General features: G+C 55.3%; 19 protein-coding genes and 1 pseudogene. 8 read left to right on the top strand and 12 right to left on the bottom strand.

Going from position 1 to position 26,153, the window contains the following annotated elements; translation table 11 throughout:
• Nucleotides 1-105 precede the first annotated feature (105 nt).
• Nucleotides 106-372, top strand: a pseudogene (locus L4G42_RS03025) (hypothetical protein); the annotation flags it as partial.
• Between the two features lie 246 nt (nt 373-618).
• On the opposite strand, the gene L4G42_RS03030 reads toward L4G42_RS03025, so the two are convergent.
• From L4G42_RS03030 to L4G42_RS03055, 6 genes are all read right to left on the bottom strand, one after another.
• Nucleotides 619-822, bottom strand: a complete 204-nt coding sequence (locus tag L4G42_RS03030; protein WP_237260504.1) for a hypothetical protein — start codon at nt 820-822, stop codon at nt 619-621.
• An 81-nt stretch (nt 823-903) separates the two neighbouring features.
• Entirely contained in the window at nt 904-5,796 is a 4,893-nt protein-coding gene (locus tag L4G42_RS03035) for a DEAD/DEAH box helicase (protein ID WP_237260506.1), read from the bottom strand.
• 213 nt (nt 5,797-6,009) lie between these two features.
• Complete coding sequence (locus L4G42_RS03040) at nt 6,010-7,845, bottom strand: hypothetical protein (RefSeq protein WP_237260508.1); 1,836 nt, start codon at nt 7,843-7,845, stop codon at nt 6,010-6,012.
• Between the two features lie 2 nt (nt 7,846-7,847).
• Nucleotides 7,848-8,354, bottom strand: coding sequence for an ABC-three component system middle component 2 (locus tag L4G42_RS03045; protein ID WP_237260510.1), 507 nt, complete (start codon nt 8,352-8,354; stop codon nt 7,848-7,850).
• Nucleotides 8,351-9,487: an ABC-three component system protein gene (locus tag L4G42_RS03050; protein WP_237260512.1), complete on the bottom strand. Its 1,137-nt coding sequence runs from the start codon at nt 9,485-9,487 to the stop codon at nt 8,351-8,353. The genes L4G42_RS03045 and L4G42_RS03050 overlap by 4 nt, the downstream gene beginning before the upstream one ends.
• Before the next feature lie 357 nt (nt 9,488-9,844).
• Complete coding sequence (locus L4G42_RS03055) at nt 9,845-10,216, bottom strand: plasmid mobilization protein (RefSeq protein ID WP_237260514.1); 372 nt, start codon at nt 10,214-10,216, stop codon at nt 9,845-9,847.
• 503 nt (nt 10,217-10,719) lie between these two features.
• Here L4G42_RS03055 and trbJ point away from each other — a divergent pair.
• The 4 genes from trbJ (at nt 10,720) to L4G42_RS03075 (ending at nt 14,479) form a co-directional block, all read left to right on the top strand.
• Nucleotides 10,720-11,511: a P-type conjugative transfer protein TrbJ gene (gene trbJ, locus L4G42_RS03060; RefSeq protein WP_237260516.1), complete on the top strand. Its 792-nt coding sequence runs from the start codon at nt 10,720-10,722 to the stop codon at nt 11,509-11,511.
• Between the two features lie 181 nt (nt 11,512-11,692).
• Nucleotides 11,693-13,303: a P-type conjugative transfer protein TrbL gene (gene trbL / locus L4G42_RS03065; protein ID WP_237260518.1), complete on the top strand. Its 1,611-nt coding sequence runs from the start codon at nt 11,693-11,695 to the stop codon at nt 13,301-13,303.
• Between the two features lie 2 nt (nt 13,304-13,305).
• On the top strand, nt 13,306-13,599 hold the full coding sequence (locus tag L4G42_RS03070; RefSeq protein ID WP_237260520.1) for a hypothetical protein: 294 nt from the start codon (nt 13,306-13,308) through the stop codon (nt 13,597-13,599).
• Nucleotides 13,600-14,188: 589 nt separating this feature from the next.
• On the top strand, nt 14,189-14,479 hold the full coding sequence (locus L4G42_RS03075) for an addiction module antidote protein (protein WP_237260522.1): 291 nt from the start codon (nt 14,189-14,191) through the stop codon (nt 14,477-14,479).
• A gap of 974 nt (nt 14,480-15,453) precedes the next feature.
• Here L4G42_RS03075 and L4G42_RS03080 read toward each other — a convergent pair.
• Together L4G42_RS03080 and L4G42_RS03085 are read right to left on the bottom strand one after the other, a co-directional pair.
• A complete protein-coding gene (locus L4G42_RS03080) occupies nt 15,454-16,710 on the bottom strand; it encodes a helix-turn-helix domain-containing protein (RefSeq protein ID WP_474001583.1) in 1,257 nt (418 codons plus the stop codon).
• A gap of 204 nt (nt 16,711-16,914) precedes the next feature.
• On the bottom strand, nt 16,915-17,139 hold the full coding sequence (locus L4G42_RS03085) for a helix-turn-helix transcriptional regulator (RefSeq protein ID WP_004878789.1): 225 nt from the start codon (nt 17,137-17,139) through the stop codon (nt 16,915-16,917).
• A 109-nt stretch (nt 17,140-17,248) separates the two neighbouring features.
• Between L4G42_RS03085 and L4G42_RS03090 the strand changes: the two genes are divergently transcribed.
• Nucleotides 17,249-18,076 (top strand): hypothetical protein, encoded by an 828-nt coding sequence (locus tag L4G42_RS03090; RefSeq protein WP_237260524.1) that lies wholly within the window; start codon nt 17,249-17,251, stop codon nt 18,074-18,076.
• A 10-nt stretch (nt 18,077-18,086) separates the two neighbouring features.
• Here the strand turns inward: L4G42_RS03090 and L4G42_RS03095 are convergent, their stop codons facing one another.
• The 4 genes from L4G42_RS03095 to L4G42_RS03110 form a co-directional block, all read right to left on the bottom strand.
• Nucleotides 18,087-19,307: a tyrosine-type recombinase/integrase gene (locus L4G42_RS03095; protein WP_237260548.1), complete on the bottom strand. Its 1,221-nt coding sequence runs from the start codon at nt 19,305-19,307 to the stop codon at nt 18,087-18,089.
• Nucleotides 19,308-19,615: 308 nt separating this feature from the next.
• Nucleotides 19,616-21,193, bottom strand: coding sequence for a glutamine-hydrolyzing GMP synthase (guaA, locus tag L4G42_RS03100; RefSeq protein ID WP_237251194.1), 1,578 nt, complete (start codon nt 21,191-21,193; stop codon nt 19,616-19,618).
• A 98-nt stretch (nt 21,194-21,291) separates the two neighbouring features.
• On the bottom strand, nt 21,292-22,761 hold the full coding sequence (guaB, locus tag L4G42_RS03105) for an IMP dehydrogenase (RefSeq protein ID WP_065989989.1): 1,470 nt from the start codon (nt 22,759-22,761) through the stop codon (nt 21,292-21,294).
• 127 nt (nt 22,762-22,888) lie between these two features.
• Entirely contained in the window at nt 22,889-23,437 is a 549-nt protein-coding gene (locus tag L4G42_RS03110; protein ID WP_237251195.1) for a sugar ABC transporter ATPase, read from the bottom strand.
• A 136-nt stretch (nt 23,438-23,573) separates the two neighbouring features.
• Here L4G42_RS03110 and xseA point away from each other — a divergent pair, with 136 nt between their 5' ends.
• Together xseA and L4G42_RS03120 are read left to right on the top strand one after the other, a co-directional pair.
• A complete protein-coding gene (xseA, locus tag L4G42_RS03115; protein WP_237260526.1) occupies nt 23,574-24,953 on the top strand; it encodes an exodeoxyribonuclease VII large subunit in 1,380 nt (459 codons plus the stop codon).
• Between the two features lie 3 nt (nt 24,954-24,956).
• Nucleotides 24,957-25,799 (top strand): peptidoglycan DD-metalloendopeptidase family protein, encoded by an 843-nt coding sequence (locus tag L4G42_RS03120; protein ID WP_237259176.1) that lies wholly within the window; start codon nt 24,957-24,959, stop codon nt 25,797-25,799.
• Nucleotides 25,800-26,153: the final 354 nt, after the last annotated feature.

A 26,153-nucleotide genomic window follows, 5' to 3' on the forward strand; every position in this document is an offset into this window, starting at 1 on the left:
TTTATTGAACACGATTCCCCGTCGTCGCTAGCACTACTTCTGGCGCCGACACTCAAATCAAGTGCACGCTAGCTAGGGAAAGAAGGTCATCGCCGACTCCGCGGCGACCTGGCGAAGAACGAGAACCAGATCGGCGCCATCAGCGACAACGCCAGCAGCGTGACGCGCAGCGGCATCAGTGGCGGTGCGGTCGTCATCACCGACGACGCCGAACAGCAAAAACGCACCGGCAAGACCGCTGAACAAACCGTCGCCAGCCTCAACCGCGACGTGTCCAGTGACCGCGACGGCAGCAACTCGCTCAAGCCGATCTTCGACGAAGACGAAATCCGCGCCGGTTTCGAGATCGTCAGCGCCTTCTCCAACGAAGCACCGATAACCAATCCATATCAGGCGCGTTAAGAGAAAGTCCTGTTGTGCTAGGAATTCGCCTTAGACCGTCAGCATGAAAGAGAGATAGCTAGATGATTAGCGTACCTATTAGTAATGAAAACTTCAGACCAAAAAAAGCCCGCAATTACGCGGGCTTTGGCATCTAGCTAAACAAATTTATTCCCACTCTATTATCAATAGTCGCGTAAAGCTCTTTAAACAGGAACCCTTAGAGAACCCACCAATTTAAAGACCATGAAAAATACCATATATTTTCAGGGGGGCAGGATCAATGTCCTCGTTAGCAAAGGCATCCGCGATCTGACGCTTAAGGGCGGTCAATTCGTCCGCATCACCACCACGGATGACTTCGGCCAGCAGTTCCGCAGCGTACGACGGATCAGCCTGAAAGAGCTCTGCCATTGCTTCATCGTGGCTACGATCTTTCATCACCTATCTCACTCGAAATTTAGCGCTGAGTACCTGCTGAGCCACCATCGAGGCTGGCATCAGCATCACAAGCGATCATGATCAGATATCCAACGTCGGTAAACCGTTTACGATGCTCATCGTCTTCAGACTGACCGTCACAACCCGTTGGAACAACTCCAGCGGATACTTGGGGTTACTCATGGTTTCGGTAGCCCAGTCGTTCGCGTCATTTACAATGCCGCTACTCTTGTCGGGACGTACCGCCTGACGCTCCATCACCCAATCTAATGCAGCCCGGCCATTAACTACGTAATTCCAAGCAGCCTCGGGGATGCTTTTGAGGGTAATGCGCTGGTTGTAGATGACCGTGGTTTTGTCGCCCTTCTTGGCTAACTTCATCTTCTCCACGCGGTAATCCGCATTGGTCAGCGCCCCCTTGGCCTCGATGGTCAACGGGTAAAGCTCGATGGTTTCATAATTCAGGTGGAGATCGGCCAAGGAGCGTCCTGCATGACTGAAAGTCCAGAAGTCGACAGCTTTCTTCACTGCCGGAATGCGCGGCAGCTCCTTGCTAAGATTATCGGCATAGCGCTCACAGTAGTCCGGGGAATGCAGGATGCCGTAGACGTAGTAGAACAAGTCTTGCTTGCTGATCTGCTCGCTAGGATACGCTGCTTGAAAGTGAGCCAGTCCTGTGTCGGTAATACCGTCGCGGCGCCGTATGCCACCTCCAGATGGCTCAACAAAGAGATCATCTTTTGAGGCTTTAGCCGCTTCATCGTATAGGTAGAGTGGGAAACATTGACCCTTCTCAAGGTTGTCAAAGTTGGGGGGTAAATTCGCAACAAATGCAGAAAAGCCCGTACGCGCTCCAATCCCAGACACACAAATCACGACGTTTTCCACTCCAACCTGAGGGAAGATACGTGGCATTTGGTACACACGTTCATTGAGAGTTCGGTTGTAATAAATCCATTGTTTAGTGAATGGGCGATAGAGTGAGGGCGTCAGGGACGTCGCCTCGAACTCAAAAGCACGATCCTTAGCCAATTCCTGCTTGACATTATGCGTCCAACTGATGCGCTGCGGGTTTGTATCAATAAAGCTATCCAGAATCGCTTCACGCCCCTTTTTGTCCAGCGTAGGATGGGCCGCATTAAAGCGTTTTAACTCCGCGTTGTAGAAGCTGATCATACTGGTGACGTTAGCTTCCAACTTGGCAACGCTGGCGTTATATGCCCAGGCATCGCGAGCGGTCAGGATGCCCTGCGAATAATTATCGAATAGCTTTGGCCCCTCACCTCTTTTGTCACCTAAGACGATGAACTGGCTAAAGCTGTTATCTCGTTGTTTGAGCCAGTCGCCATGTCCATCAGGAGAAATAGGCTGCCAGTCAGCTATGCCTGACACGCTAACGTAGCCGGCAATCCTCTCCAGTTTTTCTTCTTTGCTGAGGTCGTCACCAACATCGTGATAATAGATCTGACCATGGGCTGTAGCATCTGGGTTCTTAACCAAAATAGAAATAGCTATACCGGCCATACTGCCACTGCCGAAGATATTGCCGCCCTCTTTGGCTCTACCTTTACTCAACATGTTTTTGCGTATATCGCCGCGTAAATTAAAAACATGAATGCAGGAAAACTCCTCGGCCAGGCATTTGCGAACACCATCCATAGCAGATTTCTCTAGGAACCCCCCATTGGTCACATAGCCAATTACGCCCGCATTTCCAATACGATCACTGGCCCAGCGGATGGCGCGAATATAGCTGTCATATAACCCTTTGGTCAGAGTTGCCTTAGAACGATCCGCGTAGGTGCAGCGGATACGGGCATCAAGGGACGGGTATTCAACGTTATCGTTATTGTCGTTCTCGCTTTTCTGACCGACCGAATACGGAGGATTCCCTACTATCACCCGAATATCTAAATCTTTTTGACGCTTACGACGGGCACTGTTGTCCTCCAGCAAGGCATCTACCAGATCATCCTTTTCATACATCTGGAAGGTGTCGGTCAAACAGATACCTTCAAACGGGGTGTAACCATCAACCACTTCGCCGTGATAAGCAGCTTCGATGTTGATAGCAGCGATGTAGTAGGCAAGTAGTACGAGCTCGTTGGCGTGTATTTCATACCTATACTTGTGCGGCAGCTCGTCCGGCTTGATCAAGCCCGACTGGATGAGGCGGGCGATGAAGGTGCCTGTGCCAGTGAAGGGGTCGATGATGTGAACGCCCTTGCTGCCTAGGGTCTGACCGAATTCTTTTTGCAACAGGTAGTTCACGCTATGGAGGATGAAGTCCACCACCTGAACAGGGGTGTAAACGATGCCCAATTTGTCTCGCATTTTAGGAAAAGCATTGGCAAAGAACTTTTCGTATAGCTCGACAATGATCTTCTGCTTACCCTGAGCATTGTTGATGCCCGCTGCGCGCTGCCGCACGCTAGCGTAGAACTTTTCCAAAGTGTCGGCTTCTTTGGCAAGGTGATGCTCATGGAGCGCGTCCAGAACGCCCTGCATGGCCTTAGACATGGGGTTGTGGCTTGCAAAGCTGTACTCATCGAACAGCGCATCGAACACCGGCTTGGTTACCAGATGCTGGGCTAGCATTTCAACGATCTCACCGTCAGTGATGCTGTCGTTGAGGTCATCACGCAGCTCCGCGGCGAAGGCCGCGAAAGTGGCTTTCTCGTTGGTGTATTCTGGGTTTTCCAGAATGCCCTGAATGCGGTCGATGTGGGTGCGGGCAATCTTGGCGATGTCGTTGGCCCAGTCTTCCCAGTGGTGGCGGTTGCCACACTTCTCGACGATCTTGGCGTAGATCGCCTTCTCGATCTCTCCTACTTCATAGGCCAGCTCAGCCTGCTGGGTCATCTGGCCTGGAGCATCGCGGTCTTTATCGCGGTCTTTGCTGCCGACGCCGTACTGGCCTTTGCCAGCCTTACCGTTGCTGGTGCCGCTAGCTTTCTTCGCTTTTTTCTCGGCCTTGTCGGTGATCGCGATTACTTCCATCTTGCGAGGGTCGGAACCGATTAAGTCGAGCTTGTTGACCATGGCATCGAAGCTGTCATCGTGTGAACGCAGCGCTTGGAGTACCTGCCAAACCACTTTGTAGGTTTGATTGTCGTTGAGGGCTTCGTGGGGCTCCATCCCTGCTGGGATCACTACGGGAAGCACCACGTAGCCGCGCTTCTTGCCTGGGGCATTGCGCATGACGCGGCCTACAGACTGCACCACGTCCACCTGCGAATTGCGCGGTGTGAGGAAGAGCACAGCATCCAGCGCAGGAACGTCCACCCCCTCGGAGAGACAGCGCACGTTACTGAGGATACGACAGGTATTTGCTGGAGCTTCTGCCTTCAGCCACTTTAGCTTCGCTTCCTTCTGGCTTGCATTCATGCCGCCATCGACATGCTCAGCCTCACAAATCAGGCGGGAGGTCTCATCGATTTCCTCAGAGTCCTGATAAGCCTCCACCACCGACTGGAACATGTCAGCAATGTTGATGGAACTGACTTTGTGCTTGGTACCTTTGTAGTTGGGCGAGATAACCTGACAGAAAGCCACGGCACGTTTCATTGGCTCATCATCTCCAATGAGCTGATCGTGCAAGCCTTGCTTCGCCAGCGCCTTCCAGCAACCAACGATTTTGGCAGCGTCATCTACTTTTAGCTGGTTGTTCTCATCCTTCAGCAGCTCTTGCAGGCGCCGACTGATGGCACTTTCTTCAACGGTCAGGACCAAAACCTTGTAGTCCGTAAGCAAGCCTCGCTGAACCGCCTCGGAGAAGTTGATGACGAACAGCTCTTTGCCGTACAGCGCTTCGTCATCCATTGAGCAGAGCGTGACCTCACCGGACTCGGCTTTGACCTTCGCGCTGTCGCCGTAGATGCGTGGAGTGGCGGTCATATAAAGGCGCTTGGCAGCGCGGATATCGTCGCCGTCGTGAATCCGCACGAACTTGCTTTCGTCGTCATCACCGAAGGTCGCGCCTGTTGTGCGGTGTGCTTCGTCGCAGATAACCAGATCGAAGTTGGCCAGACCGTACTCGTGCTGAGCACGGCTTATCACGTCGATGGAGTGATAGGTGGAGAACACCACGCTCATGTGCTCAGAGTCATGCCGCTTGAGCATTTCCGCCGCGAGACGATCCGCCTTAGTCGTCGCAGGGTAGCGAAGCTCATGGGTGAACACCTGAACCGCGTCATCCTCTGCCTTGCGCTGCTTACCGACATCACTGTCGGAACAAACGGCGAAGCTGTGGAGCGGAGTTCCGCTCTCTTGCGTCCACTCGGTGAGAGTCTGCGACAGTAGCGAGAGACTGGGCACCAAGAAGAGCACACGTTTACCCTTACCCGACAAGCGCTCTGCTATTTTCAGGCTGGCGAAAGTTTTGCCGGTGCCACAAGCCATGATCAGCTTACCGCGCTCAGCATCCTTAAGGCCTGCGACCACAGCATTTAATGCCGTCTGTTGGTGCTCGCGTAGCTGCTTCTTGGTCTTGAGCACGACCGCCTTTCTGGACTGGTACTTTGACCAGTCAATCTGACTGTCCTCCAACGCTTGCAGGTCAATTTTGCTGACCGGAGGCTGCTGGCCCTGCAATGCATCCTCGGCGTGCTCGCCCCAGTTGTTGGTGGTGGTAACGATGACACGATGCGAGAACGGTGCCTTGCCCGAGGCGGTGAAGAAACTGTCGATATCCTTCTTCTGGACCTTATAATTTTCGGCGTAAAGTTTGCACTGGATGGCGTGGTACTCGCCGGTGCCTTGGGTCTTGGCCACCAGATCGATACCCGCGTCCTTGCCACTTAGCCCCCTTTCTTTGGCCCAGTCTGCGTACGTCCACACTTGGTCGTAGAGGTCGCGATAGGTCGCCTCGTTCCGCAAGTAGGTACAGATCAGCTCTTCAAAGTAGGTGCCTTTCTCGCGTTCAGTAACAGAAGCAACGCGATAAGCGTTGAGCAGCACAGCAAGGGCCGACATATGGCGCATTTCCTTATGGGAAGGCTAGCGAGAGAGGGTGAAAAGGGCGGCATTCTATCAAGTGAATTCGACGAAAGCAGGCAAGGCAGCACGACCAGCCGGAAAAATACGACCACGGACGAAAAAATCACATAACGGTATAAATACACGTTCACCCGTACTGACGCATGTGCCGCCTTTCCAGCGTGTCTAGTCGTACGTCGCGCGCATGACTCACACGACCGGGATAAAACCCTTTCGATCGTTCGAAGAACCTGTATCTCCCGCGAACCAGTAGTATGTCAGGTCATTTGCCACCGTGGCAGGCGGCTCTTTGTTCTCAACAATTATGACCTGGACACCGGGATCAATTGCCGTAAGCGAACGCCAGAAAGCGGACTCCATACCTGCATCGATTGGCCCATCTTTGGCGCCTCCGGGTTTTCCTTTTTTATAGCTCGTCAGAGGTGAGTCAATAACGACGACACCCGGATGAGGCAAATCGTTGATCTTGCAGAAGCGGAGCAGTCCGATGGTGAACGCGGTATGCAGAACCGCTCGTACACCTTTACCGTGGGATTGCCGAGACTGGCCATCTACGATGATATCGAACTCTTTCTGGTCAAACTCGACGCGTCCCTCGCCCCTCCATTCCCATTCTGAGAGGACTGCTTCGATTTCTTTGCACAGGCCTCGTAAAGCTGTAGCCGGGAGTTCTTCCCAAGTACTTTTGCCCGGCTTATCGCCAAACATACGTTCAATTTCATCTTTCATCAGCCGCAGCGTGTCCGCTTGATCCTCATCAGCTTTTTGCCTTTCAAGCTCTATCCGGCGGGCCACCAAACTTTCAAGGCGTTCCGCCGTCTCTCGAAGAACTGGAGAAATAACCTCCACAGTCCTCTGATCGGTTCGCGCCAGCGCATCGTTGGATGAGATCACTTCAGAGACTCTGGTATTACGGATACTCTCAAGACTCTTGATAGCCAAAGCGAGATCGCCACGCTGACCAAGGATTTTGGATGCTTCTGCTCTTGCAGACTCATAGATCTTTTTCACGGACTCGTGAGTAGTATGAGCGTGATCGCTTGTCATCGGCTGTTCGCACAATGGACAAGTCACCTCTTGTAGGCCATCGAAGAAATGAGCACCTTCTGTGACAAAATCGAGGCGTTGCAGATCGGAGTCATATCGCTCTTCAAGTAAATGATATCGCGCCAAGAGCTCGTCAGCAGCCACCACCTGAGACTGTGCTCGGTGTAGCGCTCGAGTTGATTCTGTCCGCTCAGCCTGCAACTTGGCGCGCTCGCCGGTTGTTTCGGACAGAGAGGAAGAAAGCTTGGCAATCGCGAGCTCGACCTTTTCGATGGTATCTTCGTCTGCAGTCGGGTTCTGTCGGATCCTATGTTCTATTGGCTCAAGGAGCCCAGTGATTAGGCCAAGCTGCGCAGTAAGTCGCGCTCGGGCGATCTCGGACTTTTCGGCGGCGATGACGCCTGTGTCGTCTTTACCTGTGAGCATATGGGCAAACATGCGCTTGCGCGGGGTGACATCAAAGCCGCCTTGTCCTAAAACCGGTGACGCTTCGTCGATAATAGCGATCTCATCGACAAGAAAGACCGGGAGATATTGCCTGATGGTTAGGCGCCGCACTTCCCCTCGATCATTTTTGCGGAGAACAGCCTCGCTCAAGCCCGCAAATTGGAACAATACCTCGGTAACATCTCGGGCCTTACTTGTGCCTTTTCGTTTCGGTTTTAGAGGTTTCCCAGCCGCTTGGATACTCTCGACAGGACAGGCATGAGATGCAAGATCACCACCAGACAAATGGCGCTCCAGCGTCAGAAAGTCTCCACCTTTATTTTCAAACTGAACAAATAACTTTGAATAAGGCTCCGCTGCGGGAATGCGCTTCTTCATCTCATCGGCGCCAAAAATGTAGTCAAGGCATCTAAGTAAATAGCTCTTACCGGTATCGGACTCACCGGCTACAATATTTCCGCCAGGAAAAAAAGTAATTGAGGCATCCTGAACACCTTCTCCTCTCAGAACGATTTTGCGAAGCTGTAACATTCTCAGAGCTCCAAGTCGTTCAGGGCAGACATTCGGTCGAACTCGCCACCCCAGCGGCCAACATTTTCATTCATATATTTTCCAAGCTCGCCGTCTGAAAGCATCCCAAAATGTTCAATAACCCAGCTAGAGCGCTCACGCAACGCCAACGCGTACGACGTTTTCATCAGTGTTAGAAAAGCCGACGTCAGCGTCGTGGCACGGTATAGGATGCCTGTAGCATCAAAAGTTTTAAGGAGTAGTTCTCGAGAGCACATTTGGTTAAGTCCCGCATGGACAAGGTCCCGTTTTACTAGGAATTCGCTACCTCGAAAAGGAACTGCGGGGTGAAGGCTTTCCGGACCACCGACAACATCACCAGAGTGTACTAGCAAGTAGTCATAGGAAATCAGACGCTGAAGGTCTGCGGCTTGCCCAGTGCCAGCCTCTAGTACAAACAATATCCGCAGGCCACATTCGAGCGGGCTATTGAATGGGCGAATCAGTGTCAACTCCGACTTGTAAGTCATGATGAGCACCATTCCACGCGACCCTCGTTTGCCATTTGATGGCACATTCCTTCACGATCATTTGGAACAACATGTGGTTTCAATACATGATCGCTGAGTTGAAGAGACTGCGCGCCCTTCACTGTGTCCACGACTCGGTCGAGGCCGACACGGCCGTCGTCAGAATAGTAATGATAAAGACCGTCGCAGAATTCGCCAAGTAGTGTGTCAAAGTAGGACATATCGGCCATCTGATCGCGAGCAAGTTCTTTTAAGCCTTCGGCCGAATAGAAGGCCATTCTGGAGCGTTCAAAGAGAGCTGATAGTTTTGCGTCATGACCAAAGTGGGCAATATTGCTCACCTCGATTCCAAGTTTCTGACTTATTGCCTTGTATAGTTGCGCAATGTAGACCGCCTCAAGAGGAGCCACTGAAGACGGCGGTTTTTGTGGTAAAGGTCGATCGATTAAAGGAGCGCCGAATACGGCAAGATGGTAACGTGTCTGTGCATGCTCTGATATTAGATCAAGTGGCTGCTTTGCGCGAAAAATACTGAAATCAAACGCTTCAATATGCGCTTTGAGCATTGGAGTGAGCTCGATCTTCTTCTTTGTAGTTATCTTATTTCGGCAATGCTTATCCCAATTTGTGAGAAGGCCTGCTCTTAATGTTTCGGGATAATCAAAAAGATCCTGCAACGACGAGGTGACACCTTTGTGAGTAACAAACCAATACTCCTCCGGTGAAGAGTAGTCATCGACGGACGTGTAATATAGAACCTTCCCAATTTCCTCGTAAGCAGAGCTTGCCCCTAGCGCGGTGCCGTAATGTTTACATTGATATAGGTGCCAACGGCGTGGAACTGCGCACGGTGGATCGAACCAAACGATGACGTCTCGCCCCTTGTCACCGGCGCCTCCTCGAAGCTGGACTTCGTACACACCCGGCACTCTCGCCTTGAGGTAGTCGTTCCCCCATTCGAGTACGAAGCGCTCGAATTGGCTATCATCGAAGCTTGCTAGTCGGTCAAGCTTGGAAACAGGCAGACCTGCGCCGAGACCTAGAAGCCGGGCGTTTGCTCCTGGCCACGGTGTTGGACTAGGGAGGGCGGCCACCTGGGTGCCTTTAGGCACAGTCGTTTTACTCTCGCTCACACTTACCTCCCTGGCGAACAACCTATCCCCTAGATTGTAGGCATGTCCTTATCCACGAATTAATCAAGGTTTGACCCCGTATGAGCGTAACAACGCATTACAACTGGCTTTTGCGCGCTGGTGCTCCTTCTTAGCCCAACCACGTAACTACGAGCAGTACTTCGTCGTTGGTCGGATGGTAGCGCCTCATATCGCATGAGGCTACTGTGACAGGTAAGGTCCGGTGCCGCCTTAGAAATTACGCTTTTCGAAGATGTCAGATGCATACTGAACTGGTTCACATTACGGGCGAGGGTCTGTCGGTAATCTCTCGTCCAAGAGCATATCGGATCGCTACAGATCTGAGCAAAAAAGGGCTCACTTATGAATTTTGACGATCAATCCCATTTTTTCTCGAACCGTGACCTGTAGTTCCCGGAAATCGACCATCAATGCATCCACATCAATGGCGCTAGCCCCTTCTCCTCGCTTCTCTGCCAGCCAGAGTTTCAGCAGGCCAGCCACCCGGCCAAGGTCACCATTGACCTTGGCCAAGTCAGCGACTGCGACCAGATCAACAACCGACCGAATCGGAGTGTTCAAACCAAGGGCGCGCAGATAGCCCGACCGGGACATTCCAGCTTCTCTGGCCTTATCTGTGATCACCGCCTTTTCCTCGTCAGTGACCCAAACCTCGATTGGCTTGCCGCGTCGGCGAGCCGTTGTTGTTCCTTTGGTGCCATCTGTCATGGGTGCTCCTGCTGTTGCTGTTCTTTTGCTCTTAGACGCGGCAGCGGCTGCACGCCTCGCAGAGCAAGATACGTTGAGCCGAAGGCGAATAAGGGTAGGTGTTGGGAGGGTGCGGGCTTGCCCGTACCCGTACAACACACATCTTGCCGTCCAATCCTGTGCGACTCTATGCGATCTGATCAATATCGTCAGCTCAAAAAAACAAAATCGCATACCTTCGCGTTGAATCGCGTTGAATCGCGTTAACTCGCATAGTGTCGCGCACTATCGCATAGATTCGCATTAAATAATGAACTTGCCGCCCGCAACTAATAATCGACGCCAACGATCAGCACTCTTGCGCCCCCCATACGAGCTAGCAAGCACACCAAGTTCTATTAGCGGACAATTTACAGACAACTCTGCCCAGCTGGAGCCGGATAGAAAATTATCCGCCTATTTGAGATTTCAGCATGGCGCGAGATAATCGATTACACGACAACTGACATAATCAGGTATTCGATATGAAGCAGGGATCGACCAAACGCGCCTACCCAATTTCTTACAAAATTGGGCGAAGTGCCATGCTGGCCATCACCATGGCAGCGACCTGCCTCGCCGGCACGGTATTTTACTCTTCCGCTGCTTACGCGATATATTGCTCCAACTGTTCAACCTTCTATCAGCAGATGTTCCAATATGCCGAGGAGGTCAATACGTCACTCAATACAGCCGAACAATTAAAAAAGCAAATCCAGCAATATCAAAACATGATTACACAGGGCAAAAGCTTGCCTAACTCTATGTTTGGGAGCATCGCGACAGACCTGAAAAGCGTGGTTAGCATCTACAATCGCTCGCAGAGCCTGGGCAGAGAACTTCAGAACATTGATACGCAGTTCAACGATAAATACCCCGGCTTTCAGTCTTATCTGAACGGCGCGGCGAATTATACGTCTCTCACTACAGAGGAGCATTATCAGAACTGGTCAGAGCAAGGTCGTGATAACGTGAGATCAGCGCTTGATGCAGCAAACCTAAATACGAGCAGCTTTGAATCTGAAGATACCAAGTTGGCTAGCATGGTCGCCCGCTCGCAATCGGCAGTCGGTCGTATGCAAGCGATCCAGGCAGGCAATGAAATAGCCTCACAAAATGTTCAGCAACTCCAAAAACTGCGAGATCTCTTAGCTACACAGATAAATATGCAAGGCAACTATATGGCGCAACAGGGCGACCGGCACGACATCAGTGACGCAACCGAACAAAAATTCAAAGACGAACCTACTATCCGCGGTGGCTCAAAGGGGTACTGATAATGGGCATATCGAAGTGGCTTTTAGTTCTGGCGTGTGCTGGCTCAGCTGTTGCCACATCAGCTACTACATTCATGATTGTGAGCAACAATGAATGCAAAGCAAGCAGTGATCAAAAAAATGCAGATTCAGCCTTAAAAAACCAGCCTACCCTCCGTGGTGGATCAAAGGGATATTAGTTATGGATCGTCGTCTCTTGTGGTTTCTTGCGTTCATAGGCATTTCCATTGCTGGTAATGCGCTAGCTGATACAAACCTTGCACAACCAGATACGTCAGTTGATGGCCTCCTAGACTTAATACTAAACCAGTCAGGTCAGTGGTCAAAACGAATGTACGGCTATGCGATTAACCTATTCTGGCTGCTGACAACTATTCAGCTTGTCTGGACATTTATGCCATTAGTTTTGAAACAATCTGATATAGGTGAGATTGCAGGCGAGCTGGTGCGCTTCATTTTGGTGACTGGCTTCTTTTTAGCAATGATGAAATATGCTGTGGAATGGGCTACCGCCATTGTCGATAGCTTTCGTGACGCGGGAGCTGCCGCGAGCGGCCTTGAACGGGCATTGCAGCCCGGAGACGTGTTCGCAATGGCAGTGGAATTTTCACGCGCAATCCTGGCAAGCATTTCGTTTTTTTCTCCAGGGCAAGCGCTCGCCATCAGCCTCGCGGCATTTTTAGTGCTGATCTGTTTCGCATTCATTGCAGCCTTCATGTTCGTGACGCTCGTTGAGTCCTACGTAATCATTAACGCATCTGTATTGTTCTTCGGCTTTGGTGGTTCCCAGTGGACACGGGAATATGCGATTGCCCCCATCCGTTTCGCCCTTGCAGTCGGCGCTAAGTTGTTCGTATTGACCCTGATTATCGGCCTGATTTTACAAGCAAGCCGTGAGTGGTCAGCTGCGTACCAGAACAATGAAGCCTCCGTGATGACTATGGCGGGTCTGGCTTTAATTTGCGCCTATCTGACCAAGACAATTCCAGACCTTATCGGTGGCATGATTAGTGGTTCGTCGATGGGTGGAGGTTCGGCCATCGGAGGAATGGCAACGGCCGGAGCGGCGGGCGCTGCCGCCGCAATCGCCACCGTCGCCACCGTCGCCACGGCGGGTGCCGCAGCACCAGCTGCAGCCGGCGCACTGGGTGCAGCCAGTAGTGGTGCAGGTGCTACCGCTGGCAGTGGGCTGGCGGGCGCGATCAACTCTAGTTTTGCCAATGCCGCAAGCTCAGCGGGCGGCGGAGCGTCAACGTCAATAAGTGGCGGAGCGTCCTCTGGATTGGGTGCCAGCACTGGCGGAGGCACTACCAAGGGCCCGATACCAGCGGCGTCAAAGACTGGAGGCAGCCCGTCTGACGCAACTTCGTCTAAACCAGCTGCGGAAAGCGGCAAATTCTCCCAGAATGCAGCCAAACAAACCGGCAAGGCCACACAAGCAGACGAAAACAAAGACCCACAGCAACCGGCACCAAAAGGGGGAGCGGTCCGGACTGGCGATGAAATTTCCCAAGCTGCTGGTGGAACTGCAAAGGTTCTCGGCGTTATGGCCTCACTGGCCGTGCCAGGTATGGAGAATGCCCACGCCTCGTCTCTTGGTTCAGGCTCTACGTTTCCTGTTGCCAATGACAACCCGGCCGTTCAGAACAAGGAAACTGAAACGCCCCCCGGCCCCGACAGCGCGGAATTTAATGTGATCCGTCCCGCCGCTGACACCAGCACGAATCACGGACGCCTCGCTTCGCTCAACGTGCCCGGTACGGCATCGAAACACGACCCTCTGGAGAAATAACCATGACAGACATTCTGATATTCGCTGGATTCGCAGTATTGGTCTTTACGCTCGGCATTGGCCTGTGGGCGCTTGGCAGATGGCTACGCAGCAAGGGCTACGGACCGCAGCTCGATAAGCTGGATCGCCATTACACAGCGTTCCAGCTCAGGGTGAACCCGCTTGCCTTATCGGCTTCATACCATCTGGTGGCGGGAGCAAATGGCATGGGTCGCCTACCTCTGCTGGGAAGCAAAAGTAACGCAGCTCTGACAAAGCAGATTCTGATGGCGATGCGCACCGAACAGCCTAAATAAAACCGAGAGGGCTAAAATTCGCTGAGCGCTCGCCCCCACTGTTACCGACACCGTCACAGTGCGGGGTTTTGTGCTTCTTTGGCAGCCCCCCTTTAGTACCGTCCTGAGTTTCCCCGTGCATCGCTTGCCTGTTTGGGTTTGTGGTCAGGAATACGCATGGACCTGCACTGTCATCGGTGACTCCCACAACGGACTGTAATACGCACGGACTTTGAACACCGCTGGCTGGATGGCGCAAAAACAGGAGCACAGGCAACACATATGGGCCGTAGAGCTAGCAAAAAACGCTCGTTACGCCTAACTTTGGTGGACCACCACGTAATTTATAAATCACTATCTAGCAATGGGTTAACGCGAACAAACCGGTACTTTCATGAACTGGGAAGCATGCTGAAGGATAAGCGGACTAAGGCTGCAATTGCCGCACGCATCCTCAGATTCGCGAATGGTCTGCTAGACGACGTTCCATCAATCGGTCACTGAGTAGCAGATCCGACTGGAAACGTCTCCCTGCGATGTGGTGGAAGCAAGAGCAGACAGACCAGCGACATAGAATTGTGGAACGCCTAGAAGATGAGTGGATGCCTCGATGATTGAGCCAGTTTATGAGTACGACCCGGCGCAAGCCCTGGACGAACCAGAGGCTATAGCTGTTTTCATCGCGGACGCCCTAGACACCGGGGACGCTGCCTATATCGCTGAGGCTATGGGAGTTGTTGCCCGCGCCAAGGGAATGAGTAGGCTGGCTAAAGAAACAGGTCTGGCCAGAGAGCACCTTTACAAGTCGTTCAGCAAACGCGGGAACCCTACATTGAAAACCATGCTGTTAGTGATGCGCGCGTTGGGGGTTGATTTGACCGCACGAGCGCGTGCGCAATAAGCGTACCTCGAGTTGGCCCATAGCTTTGCCTGACGGCAGGCGAGCCACACCTACCGCGCCAGCGCGGACCCGCTTGCTGCATTTTCTGCCGGAGGTCAGGCTATACGGCCTAAAGCTGGTAGGCAGAACGCCTAGCGTACGATTTCCGCTTTCTCTGTGCGCCCCGAGGTGAGCATGAGGTAGATTCCGTCGACGGAGCGACCTCATATCTGAAGTGACCAGACGCTGGCGACAGTAGATGATCAAATTCGGCCGGATCGCTATGCCACTTCACCTAATCGAGACAACATCGGCAGTAATCTGCTGAATCCCTGAGGGATTTCCCCTTAATGATAGTTCCTCGGCAACTTGCTCGGCAGAGCGCTTAGTTTTATATCCCTTGGCATCGCCTGGGTGGTTCGAGGCTGCCAGGCGCTTCCCGGTCTTGACGACGTACAATCGTTTCGCACCAGGCTTCAGCTCGAACCATACGATCCAATTCCCACCTGAAGCCTTGGAAGGATCTGGGACAGGTTCCCAAGACAATGAGCCATCTTCGTGCTCGATGACCGCTATAGCAGAAGCAAGCGCACTACCGCGCCGTTTCGCTGAAGCCCATGCTTGAGCTGCGGTCTCGTAGCGCACAGTGCTTTCCAAGCACGTAACCCATACGCTAGGCGATGCTTGCACGAGAAACCCACCTTCCAAGCCACTTTCCACTGCGTAACCAATTATTTTGCCCATCGAATTGCCTCTAATGGTTCTCTACTGCCGCACACCTACTCATCAACAAGGGACACGCCGAGAGCAGGTGCAATAAAGCTCAGCTAGCTTACCGTAGAATTCTTCCAGCTTTGAGACTACCCATGGACCACCATGAACGGACCACCGCCAAAAGCGCGGAGGCTTCGCCATTAGTAATACGCACGGACCTGGGACACCTTTAAGCCCGCAACGAGTGACCCTCATCCGTCGTCGGATCGACGCGACTCGGCCTACGCTAAAAGCGCTTCGCAATTAGTGATATGCACTGAAGTGGTAGGCTCGACGATATCACTGACATAACGCCCTACAGCGGTCTTGCTGACGCCCATGCGGGCTGCAATAGCCCGGATGCTCAATCCCTGAGCTCGAAGTGTTTGGGCCTCAGCTCGACGGTCGACGGTCACTTCTAGGTATATTTCCCTATCTACAGCCCCGGCGGCACGCCTACGGCCTTCCTCGCGCTTTCTGTGGCGTTCTGCGGCCTCGCACGGGCTAATTACAGTCCTAAGCTGCCGCTGCTCGTCTGGCGTGATCCTGAACAGATTGATCAGCGTGTCATTCCTGGGCGTGTACAGCGGGGCATAGTCCCTGCCCTCAAAGCTCACTTTCTCGCCTGCTTCGAACGCCTTGGCTTTGCTGAACAACGTCATCAGCTCTCTGGAGCGGCTATTCCATTGCGGGTCTAGCTCACGGGCCAGCGCGGATGCTTCGTGGTACATCTGTTTGCTGTTGGTTGCGCCCGACAGCAACAGGAAATTTAGCCGCCAGAACAGGTGCTGCATTCGGCAGCCTTCGCTGACACCACCGCGAAGGTCGGCCAGCTTGCGCAAGTCCTCCAGTCGATCCCACGCGAGCTGGCGGCCGGAGAATCCCCGTAGGTTGTTCGTCTTGCCGCCGAGTACCGATACAAGCTTGAAGGGCTTGCGCTGGATACGTTCGGCCTGCGCTTGCCGCTGCTGTTCGATTGTCCAACGCGCAGTAGGTAGCAGCGACTCGGCCAGATACTCGAAGTTGTAACGCACCGGCTGGCCGTCGATGCCGCTCTGAACATGCACCAGGCGGCACACTTCGCCGCTCTTGCTGTTGACGGTTTCCACGGTACGCAGCACGCGGCTTGCATCCTTCGCCATACGATCGGCCCCAACGTGCGCCAAGCGCTCAACAAGGTAGCGCTGGCAGGCGTTCCAGCGCGGCAATGCCTGACGCGGAATCGTGCCCTCCAAAAGCCACTTGGCTTGGATTCCGCGGCCGCTGTAAATCAGCATGGACGGGGCGGGTATGCCTTCCTCTGCGCAGAAGTACATCACATAGCTGGCCAGGGCGTCGGGCGAGAAACCAGCGAGCGCAGGAACGCGATAGGTGTCGAGATCGGCGAACAGTAACCCCAAGCGCGATAGATTCACGACGCGCCGGTTGGGGCGCATGAATTCGGCCTGTGACATCCATGTGTCGCGGGTTTTGTCTACCAGACCGAGAACGGTCGGCATATCTGCCAACAAGTGGGACGACTGGCGCTTGTCGCCACGCACATCAACAAGAAGGGAAAAAAAGCCGCTCCGGGTGCTGTCGTGGTACGTCTGCGCCTCGCCCTGTGAACTGAACAGCGCAAGCTGTGAGCGTTGATGTTGAGCATGCGTAGTCCTACGATGCTGCTGCGAAATGGGCCCTGGATCGGACCCGGTCCGCACTACTCAGGCTCCAATTCCAGGTCTGGGAGCCGGGCCAGAAGCTTTGCACGCGTCAATCCATTCTTCGACTTCAGCCAAATCCCAAGCAACATTCCGGCTGGTCAAAGCGATACGGCGTGGGAAATCACCCCTTTGTTCCATGTTGTAAATTGTGCGCTCAGCCAGCGGGATCATCGCATGCAATTTCTTACGGTTGATGAGTGTTTTGCTCTTTGGTTTCGTCTCCATGGGGTCGCTTTCCTTCGAAGTTGTCAGATGCTTGACAATGCCTTCGAGGGCCAGAACTAGGACGCAAAAAAGTTAGAATATGGTTGTCAATCGGAGCTATCATCCAAGGATGGGAAAAAACTTAAAGCCGTCGAGCACCTACGACCCGCTTCTGCAACTGCTGGTTAGGGAGAGCGATACATCGTCTGATCGCATCCGGTCGAAATTGAGTAACCACTACGACTGGTGCTTCTGCGAGCTATGCTGGCGGTCCACCGAGTATGCGATCAGCATGGCGGCGCCAAAGGTGTTCAAGCGCTTAAAGCGCGAAAATGTCAAAGTGGTGCCGCTAACAGAATCTGTTCGTACAAGGGCTCAGAAAAAAGCCGATATATTGGTTGCTCGTTACGAACAGGCATTGAGGGGGGAGTTTGGCAAATATGGGCCCTCCCGGATGCTGTTGAGATACTGTGATATGCAGGAATTGCGCGGAGACTTTTCGATAGCTGCATTCCGCGAGCATGTGGAGCGCCGAATGCTCGTTTCTATCTGGGCGGAAGACGGCGAATTACTGAGACCTGCGACCCTGCCGGGCCAGCCTGAAGGCGCAGCCAGACCGAGCAAACTCTACTGTGAAGCTCATAATCCGCGGCGTAGCGATGAAGCTCGCCGCGCCTATCAGCGCGACCGTAGGTTTGCACTTGAGTATGAGGAACTGATTGCCCAAATATGGGCACAAGGAGCTGCCGTGCTCCGTAGGTGGGATATAGAAACATGGGCAGATGTCAGGAAAAAGGCCTACGTCCAACTCCAAACACTCAAATCGCCAACAAGCTCGCTGGATGATTTGTTAAACCGAGGCGTTACGAACCAATCTGAAATCGCCCGGGAGCTTGGCGTATCGCGCCAAGCAATCTCTGCGGCCATCAGACGGCGAACTCGAAAGCTGGCAGATTGAATTTCTAACTTTATTCTTGGCCGCCATTTCTTCGACGTGGCCGGTGAAGGGTCCACTCGTCAATCATATCCGCCCAATCCTGCAACATCGCCCGACGCTGATCGCGGTATTCAGCCTTGTTATAGACGGCTCGTACGCCCTTCTGCTCGTGCGCAAGGCACTTCTCAATCCAGTCTGAGTTATAACCCGCTTCATGCAGCAGCGTGCTCGCTGTCCGCCTCAAATCATGCGGTCCGAACTTGCTCAACGGCTTCCCCTCTTTCTGCGCGAGCCGATAGGTCAGCGTCAGCACCTGATTGATCGTCGCGGTGCTCATTGGCAAATCGGAATCGTACCGAGAGGGAAAAACGTAATCCGAACCACCGGCAAACGTCTTCAGAGCAATGAAAAAATCCAGCGCCTGCTGAGATAAGAACACCAAATGGGGGTTGCGGCGCTTCATCCGCTCTTTCGGAATGGTCCACAAGGCCTCGCTGAAATTGATCTCGCTCCAAGTAGCGTTGGTCAACTCACTTTTGCGGACCATGGTCAGCAACAACAGCTTAGCGGCCACCCTAACGGAGGAGGCGGTGCCGATGCGGTCTAGGTACTGATACATCAACGCGATTTCGTCAGGCCCTAAAGCGCGGTCACGCGGCTCAAATTTCGCGATGCTTGCAGGACGTACCAGATCAGCCGGGTTCTCGACCTTCTGGCCACGCTCAATCGCCCATCGGAACACCTGCATCACAATCTCGCGGGAGTGCACCGCCGTGGCTGGAGCTCCACGCTCTACGATTGCATCAGTCAGCGTTCGCAGATCCTCATGATTGATTTCCACGAGCTTCTGATTACCGAAGTGCGGCTTTAGCTCGCGCTCGTAAACAGATCGGCGCATGTCCCGGGTCGAGTCAGCCATCTGATACCCACGCAGCCATTTCTCAGCCCACGCGTCAAACGTCTCTGCCCCTTTGGTGCGTGCCTTGGCACGGGCCTTCTCTTTGGCAGGTGACTTGCCAGCCGAAACCATCTTTTTCGCCTCGCCCAAGCGCTCTCTGGCCTCAGCAAGCGTGATGCCACCCACGCCATAACGACCGAACGTAATGGTCTCCTGACGGCCGTTGATGGAGTAGTTGTAGCGAAAAGAGATGGAACCGGCAGCGGTGACTGCCACGTACAACCCGTCACGGTCGTTCACTTTGTAGAGTTTTTCTTTCGGCTTGAGATTACGCAGCTTGGTATCGGTCAACATGGCAGTTATGGATTCCATGGAAAAAATACCATGCTCAGAAAAGCACTCATGCACCACGGTAAAGCCCAATAAAACCGGGGTTATCGTGAGATTTGATACCATGTCCATCCCTACTAAGGTGACATGGTATCGAGCACCAAGCATGGCATTTGGCTTAGTCAATGCCCCGTACCATGCCACATAAACACGGTGCTTGGCGATGCACAAAGCTGCCAGAATTTGCCAGACCCAAAAAGCCAAAAGCCCGCAATTACGCGGGCTCCAGGGTATTTCTTGCTAGATCGTGCCGGACAATGCCGGACGCCCCATCATTCCCACTCAATCGTCGCAGGCGGCTTGCTCGACACGTCATAAGTCACGCGCGAAATGCCTTCGATCTCATTGATGATCCGGCCGCTCACCGTTTCCAGCAACTCGTAAGGCAGGTGCGCCCAACGTGCGGTCATGAAGTCGATGGTTTCTACGGCACGCAGGGCAACAACCCAAGCGTAACGACGGCCATCGCCGACCACGCCAACCGATTTCACCGGCTGGAACACAACGAATGCCTGGCTGACCTTGTGGTACCAGTCGGCTTTGCGCAGTTCTTCGATGAAGATGTGGTCGGCGCGACGCAGCAGGTCGGCGTATTCCTTCTTCACTTCACCGAGGATCCGCACGCCCAGGCCTGGACCCGGGAATGGGTGGCGGTAGACCATGTCGTACGGCAGGCCAAGTTCGAGGCCCAGACGACGGACTTCGTCCTTGAACAGTTCGCGCAGTGGCTCGACCAGCTTCAGGTTCATCTCTTCCGGCAGGCCGCCCACATTGTGGTGCGACTTGATGACGTGGGCCTTGCCGCTTTTGGCGCCAGCGGACTCGATCACGTCAGGGTAGATGGTGCCCTGGGCCAGGTACTTGATGTTGTCGAGCTTGGTCGACTCGGCGTCGAACACGTCGATGAAGGTGCGCCCGATGATCTTGCGCTTCTTCTCCGGATCGCTTTCGCCGGCAAGGTTGTTGAGGAACTGGTCCTCGGCGTTGGCGCGGATCACCTTGACGCCCATGTTCTCGGCGAACATGGCCATGACTTGCTCGCCTTCGTGCAAACGCAGCAGGCCGTTGTCGACGAAGACGCAGGTCAGTTGGTCGCCGATGGCTTTGTGCAGCAGCGCCGCGACCACCGAGGAGTCAACACCGCCGGACAGGCCCAGCAGGACGTTGTCGGTGCCGACCTGGGCGCGAACCTGAGCGATGGCGTCTTCAGCGATCTTGGACGGGGTCCACAGCGCTTCGCAGCCGCAGATATCGAGGATGAAGCGCGACAGGATGCGACCGCCCTGCTTGGTGTGGGTCACTTCCGGGTGGAACTGCACGCCGTAGTAACCGCGGGTGTCGTCGGCCATGCCGGCGATCGGGCAGCTTGGGGTGCTGGCCAGTACGTGGAAGCCTTCCGGGATCTCGGTGACTTTGTCGCCGTGGCTCATCCACACGTCGAGACCGAAAACGCCATCGGCGTCGACGTGGTCTTCGATGCCATCCAGCACGCGGCTCTTGCCGACGACGTCGACACGGGCATAACCGAATTCACGCAATTCAGAGCCGGCTACGCGGCCGCCGAGCTGCTCGGCCATGGTTTGCATGCCGTAGCAGATCCCGAAGATAGGCACGTTCAGGTCGAACACGGCCTGCGGCGCGCGCGGGCTGTCGGCAACGTGGACGGACTCGGGGCCGCCGGCGAGGATGATGCCTTTCGGGGCGAATTCGCGGATCGCTTTGTCCGACATGTCGAACGGGTGCAGTTCGCAGTAAACGCCGATTTCGCGAACGCGACGGGCGATCAGCTGGGTGTACTGGGAACCGAAGTCCAGGATCAGGATGCGGTGGGCGTGAATGTCGAGGGCCATAGTCATTCTCGTCGAAAATCAGAAACAAGACGGGGCTGTCATGAACAGCCCCGGTACACAATTCGTGAAACGCGCCTGAGTCATCAGGCGCGTTTCGATCAACCTACGCGGTAGTTCGGCGCTTCCTTGGTGATCTGTACGTCGTGAACGTGGGACTCAGCCATGCCGGCACCGGTGATGCGCACGAATTCAGGCTTGGTGCGCATTTCGTGGATGTCGGCGCTGCCGGTGTAACCCATTGAAGAGCGCAGGCCGCCCATCAACTGGTGAACGATGGCAGTCAGCGAACCCTTGTACGCAACGCGGCCTTCAATACCTTCCGGTACGAGTTTTTCCGCGCCGTCGGACGAGTCCTGGAAGTACCGGTCCGAGGAGCCCTGGGCCTGGGACATTGCGCCCAGCGAACCCATGCCGCGATAGGCCTTGTACGAACGGCCCTGGAACAGCTCGATCTCGCCCGGAGCTTCTTCGGTACCGGCAAACATCGAGCCCATCATCACGCAGTAGGCGCCGGCAACGATGGCCTTGGACAGGTCACCCGAGAAGCGGATGCCGCCGTCGGCGATCAGCGGAACGTCAGTGCCTTCCAGCGCCGAAGCCACGTTGGCGATGGCGCTGATTTGCGGGACGCCCACGCCAGCGACGATACGGGTGGTGCAGATGGAGCCAGGACCGATGCCGACCTTCACGCCGTCAGCGCCGGCTTCGACCAGTGCGAGTGCAGCGGCGCCGGTGGCGATGTTGCCGCCGATGACTTGTACATCAGGGAAGTTCTGTTTGACCCAGCGAACGCGGTCGATCACGCCTTTGGAGTGGCCGTGGGCGGTGTCGACAACGATGACGTCCACGCCCGCAGCAACCAGCGCGCTGACGCGTTCGCCGGTGTCTTTACCGGTGCCGACTGCAGCGCCGACGCGCAGACGACCCTGGTCGTCTTTGCTCGCGAGAGGCCAGGCTTTGGATTTCTCGATGTCCTTGACGGTCATCATGCCCTTGAGGGCGAACTTGTCGTCGACGATCAGGACTTTTTCCAGACGGTGCTTGTGCAGCAGATCACGCACTTCGTACTTGTCGGCGCCTTCACGGACGGTGACCAGACGCTCTTTCGGCGTCATCACTTCGCGAACAGGAACATCGAGACGGGTTTCAAAACGGACGTCGCGGGAGGTCACGATGCCGACGAGCTCGCCGTCATGCAGGACCGGAACGCCGGATATGTTGTGTTGACGGGTCAGTTCGAACAGATCGCGAACAGTGGCGTCAGCCTCGATGGTGATCGGATCCTTGACCACACCCGCTTCGAACTTCTTGACCTTGCGCACTTCGGCAGCTTGCTGCTCGACGGTCATGTTCTTGTGGATGATGCCGATGCCGCCTTCCTGAGCCATGGCGATTGCCAGACGGGCTTCAGTGACGGTGTCCATAGCGGCGGAAACGAGGGGGATGTTGAGTTCGATGCCACGGGTCAATCGTGTTTTCAGACTGACTTCGTTAGGAAGCACCTCGGAATAACCGGGCACAAGGAGAATGTCGTCGAATGTAAGGGCTTCTTGGCTTATACGCAGCATCGCTGGGCTCCCGAGCGGGAAAATGGAAGCGCGCCATTGTACCCAGACACCTGCACTATCTCAATGTAAAGATCAGGCTATTTACCTTATGAGCGAGATTAATGCGGTCTATCGCTGCACAGGACTTCTACAGCCTGACTTTGACGTGGGACACCGGACGGTCCATGCGTTCGGCAAACGCCTCGACAAAGCTGCTTTTGAAGCCGGCATCCAGCCAGTTGTTGAAAATGAACCCCAGATTCGAGAACCCGCACGGCTCCAGAAACAGAAAGCCGTTGATGTCGTCTTCATGGCGGCATTCGGGGCACATGAAGTTGTCGGTGTGGCCCGGCATCCATTCTTCGAGGCTGTCGAACAGGGCTTCGCCGATCTCACGCCGACACTCCGGGCAACCGGCCTCCTCTTTGAAACCCTGCTGCGGCGTATAGATGCAGCGCTTGAGGACGATCTCCAGACCGTTGACCGGCTGACCGAACGGCAAGGCATCAGGGTTTTCAACGATGCGTCGCGCGCCCCGGGCAACCGCATAGGCCATGCGGTTGAAGCTGCGCCCGCAGGTGGTCAGCGATTCCTCGACGACGTTCAGCTTCACCAGCCAGCGCAGAATCGCCCGCGCCTTCGCTTCGTGCGCAGGAAAGCTGGAGATTTGCGGGACGATGATGCTTTGGGTGTCCATGACGGGCCTGTCTGACGAGTAATCGGGGGGCGGCAGCTTAATCGCGCTGTCGGTGACGTCAAGTAGGGCGGTTGGGGAGCGCGCCGTCCGCGATCTCATCTGGTGACCCGTACCCCAATGCCTTTATGATGCCGCCATGATCAAAGACCCCTTCGCAAGACTCGGCCTTGACCGGGACGTCCTCACTGTCAGCCAGCTCAACGGCCGCGCACGCGTGCTGCTGGAGGATGTGTTTTCCAGCATCTGGGTGGAGGGCGAGATTTCCAACCTCTCGCGTCCCGCCTCCGGGCACGTTTACTTCACGCTGAAGGACTCCGGCGCCCAGGTGCGTTGCGCACTGTTTCGCAGCAACGCGGCGCGGGTGCGTCAGGCGTTGAAGGACGGCCTGGCGGTCAAGGTGCGCGGCAAGGTCTCGCTGTTTGAAGGTCGCGGTGACTACCAGCTGATTCTCGACACCGTCGAGCCTGCTGGCGATGGCGCGCTGCGTCTGGCCTTCGATGCGTTGAAGGAGAAGCTCAGCGCCGAAGGGATGTTCAGCGCCGAGCGCAAGGTCGCCCTGCCGCTGCACCCCAAGCGCATCGGCATCATCAGCTCCCCGACCGGCGCGGTGATTCGCGACATCATCAGCGTGTTTCGCCGTCGCGCCCCACAGGTCGAACTCACTCTGATCCCGACCGCCGTGCAGGGCCGCGAAGCCATCGGCCAGATTGTTCGCGCCCTGAAGCTCGCTGACGGCCGCGGCTTTGATGCGTTGATCCTGGCCCGGGGCGGCGGTTCGCTGGAGGACCTGTGGTGCTTCAACGAAGAGGCCGTCGCCCGGGCCATCGACGCCTGCGTAACGCCGATCGTCAGCGCGGTCGGGCATGAAACAGATGTTTCGATCAGTGACTTCGTCGCCGACGTGCGCGCCCCGACGCCCTCCGCCGCCGCTGAACTGCTGGCGCCGGATTCAAGCGATCTGCACCGCCGGGTCGACAGCCTGGAGCGCCGACTGATCAGCCGCATGCAGGACCGGCTGATGCGCGAGCAATTGCGTCTGGACGGTATTTCCCGCCACTTGCGTCACCCCGGCGAGCGTCTGCGCCAGCGCGCCCAGCGCCTCGACGATCTGGACATGCGCATGCGCCGGGCCTTTGAGCAGCAGATGCACAAGCGCCAGGTGCGCATGAGCCATCTGGAAAGCCGCCTGGCCGCGCAACATCCGGGACGCACGCTGATGTTTCTGCGTCAGCGCCTGGCGGTGCTGGCCGAGCGGCTGCCCCGTGCGATCAAGGAAAACCTCAAGAGCCGTCGCTTGCAGCTGCAAAGTCAGGTGCAGACGCTCAACGTGGTCAGCCCGCTGGCGACCCTTGGCCGCGGTTACAGTATTTTGCTGGATGAACGCGGCAGGGCCATTCGCGCTGCCGAGCAGACCCACCAGGGTCAGCGCCTGACGGCAAAGCTGGCGGACGGCGAGCTGCAAGTGCGCGTCGAAGACAACCATCTGACGCCTGTCACCCTTTCACTTCTGGATTGATCAATGCTGCCTCTTCTATCCCGCTCGTTGGCAACTGCTGCCTTGGTCTTTTGCGCTGCTCTGCCCGCCTACGCTGACAGCTACATTTCCCGCCTGCTCAACAAGCCGGTGCCGGGCGGCGTGGCGGTGGTCGATCTCGGCCCCGCCGCGCAAGCGCCGAAAGCCACGTGGCAGGGCAAGCCGGTGCTGGTGGTCAAGGATCAGGACGCGCGCTGGCTGGCCATTGTCGGCATTCCGCTGAGCATCAAGCCGGGCAGTCCCCAGCAGGTCAGCAGCGATGGCCGCAACCTGCCTTTCGTGGTGGGCAACAAGAAGTACCCGGAACAGCGCATCACGCTGAAGAATCAGCGTCAGGTCAATCCGAACCCGGACGACCTGAAGCGCATCGAGCAGGAACTCGATGTGCAGGTTCGCGCCTACCGTACGTTCAGTCCCGTGACGCCGAGCAACCTGCTGCTGGACAAACCGGTAGACGGGCCGCTCTCGAGCAAATTCGGCGTGCGGCGCTTTTTCAACGGTGAGGAGCGTAATCCTCACGCCGGACTGGACTTCGCGGTCCCTGCTGGCACGCCTATCAAGTCGCCGGCGGCGGGCAAGGTGATTCTGATCGGCAATTACTTTTTTAACGGCAACACAGTGTTCGTCGATCACGGGCAGGGCTTCATCAGCATGTTCTGCCATATGTCGAAGATCGACGTGAAAGTCGGCGATGCCGTGCCGCGCGGTGGCGTGGTTGGGCGCGTGGGTTCGACCGGTCGCGCGACCGGGCCGCACATGCACTGGAACGTCAGCCTGAATGACGCGCGGGTTGATCCGGCGATTTTCATTAATGCGTTTCAGCCCTAATGCTCAGCATGCCGCCCAGCCCCGTGAAGCCCGTTTGCCCACGGCAGCGTCGGGTCAACTGACATGGATGTCACTTGTTGCTCAGCATCGCGGGCAAGCGCGCTCCTACACTGGCCGAGTTGCTAACACGGAATCCGACCGGCAATTAAATCTCGCCGAAACTACGTTAACGGCAATAAAATCCTGCCGCCCAGCATTATCCAGTAACTTCTCTCAATGTTTCCCGACCCCTTGCCAGCTTTCACCCCATTGATTACGTTTGGCGACATGAAAACCTCTCACACCCTCATTCTGATGCGTCAACATCGCTGCCTTTGCCTCGTCAGTGCACGACTGCAAAGCTGAACGCGGTGC

The sequence above is a fragment of the Pseudomonas petrae genome, from assembly GCF_021728295.1.
Lineage (GTDB): Bacteria > Pseudomonadota > Gammaproteobacteria > Pseudomonadales > Pseudomonadaceae > Aquipseudomonas > Aquipseudomonas petrae.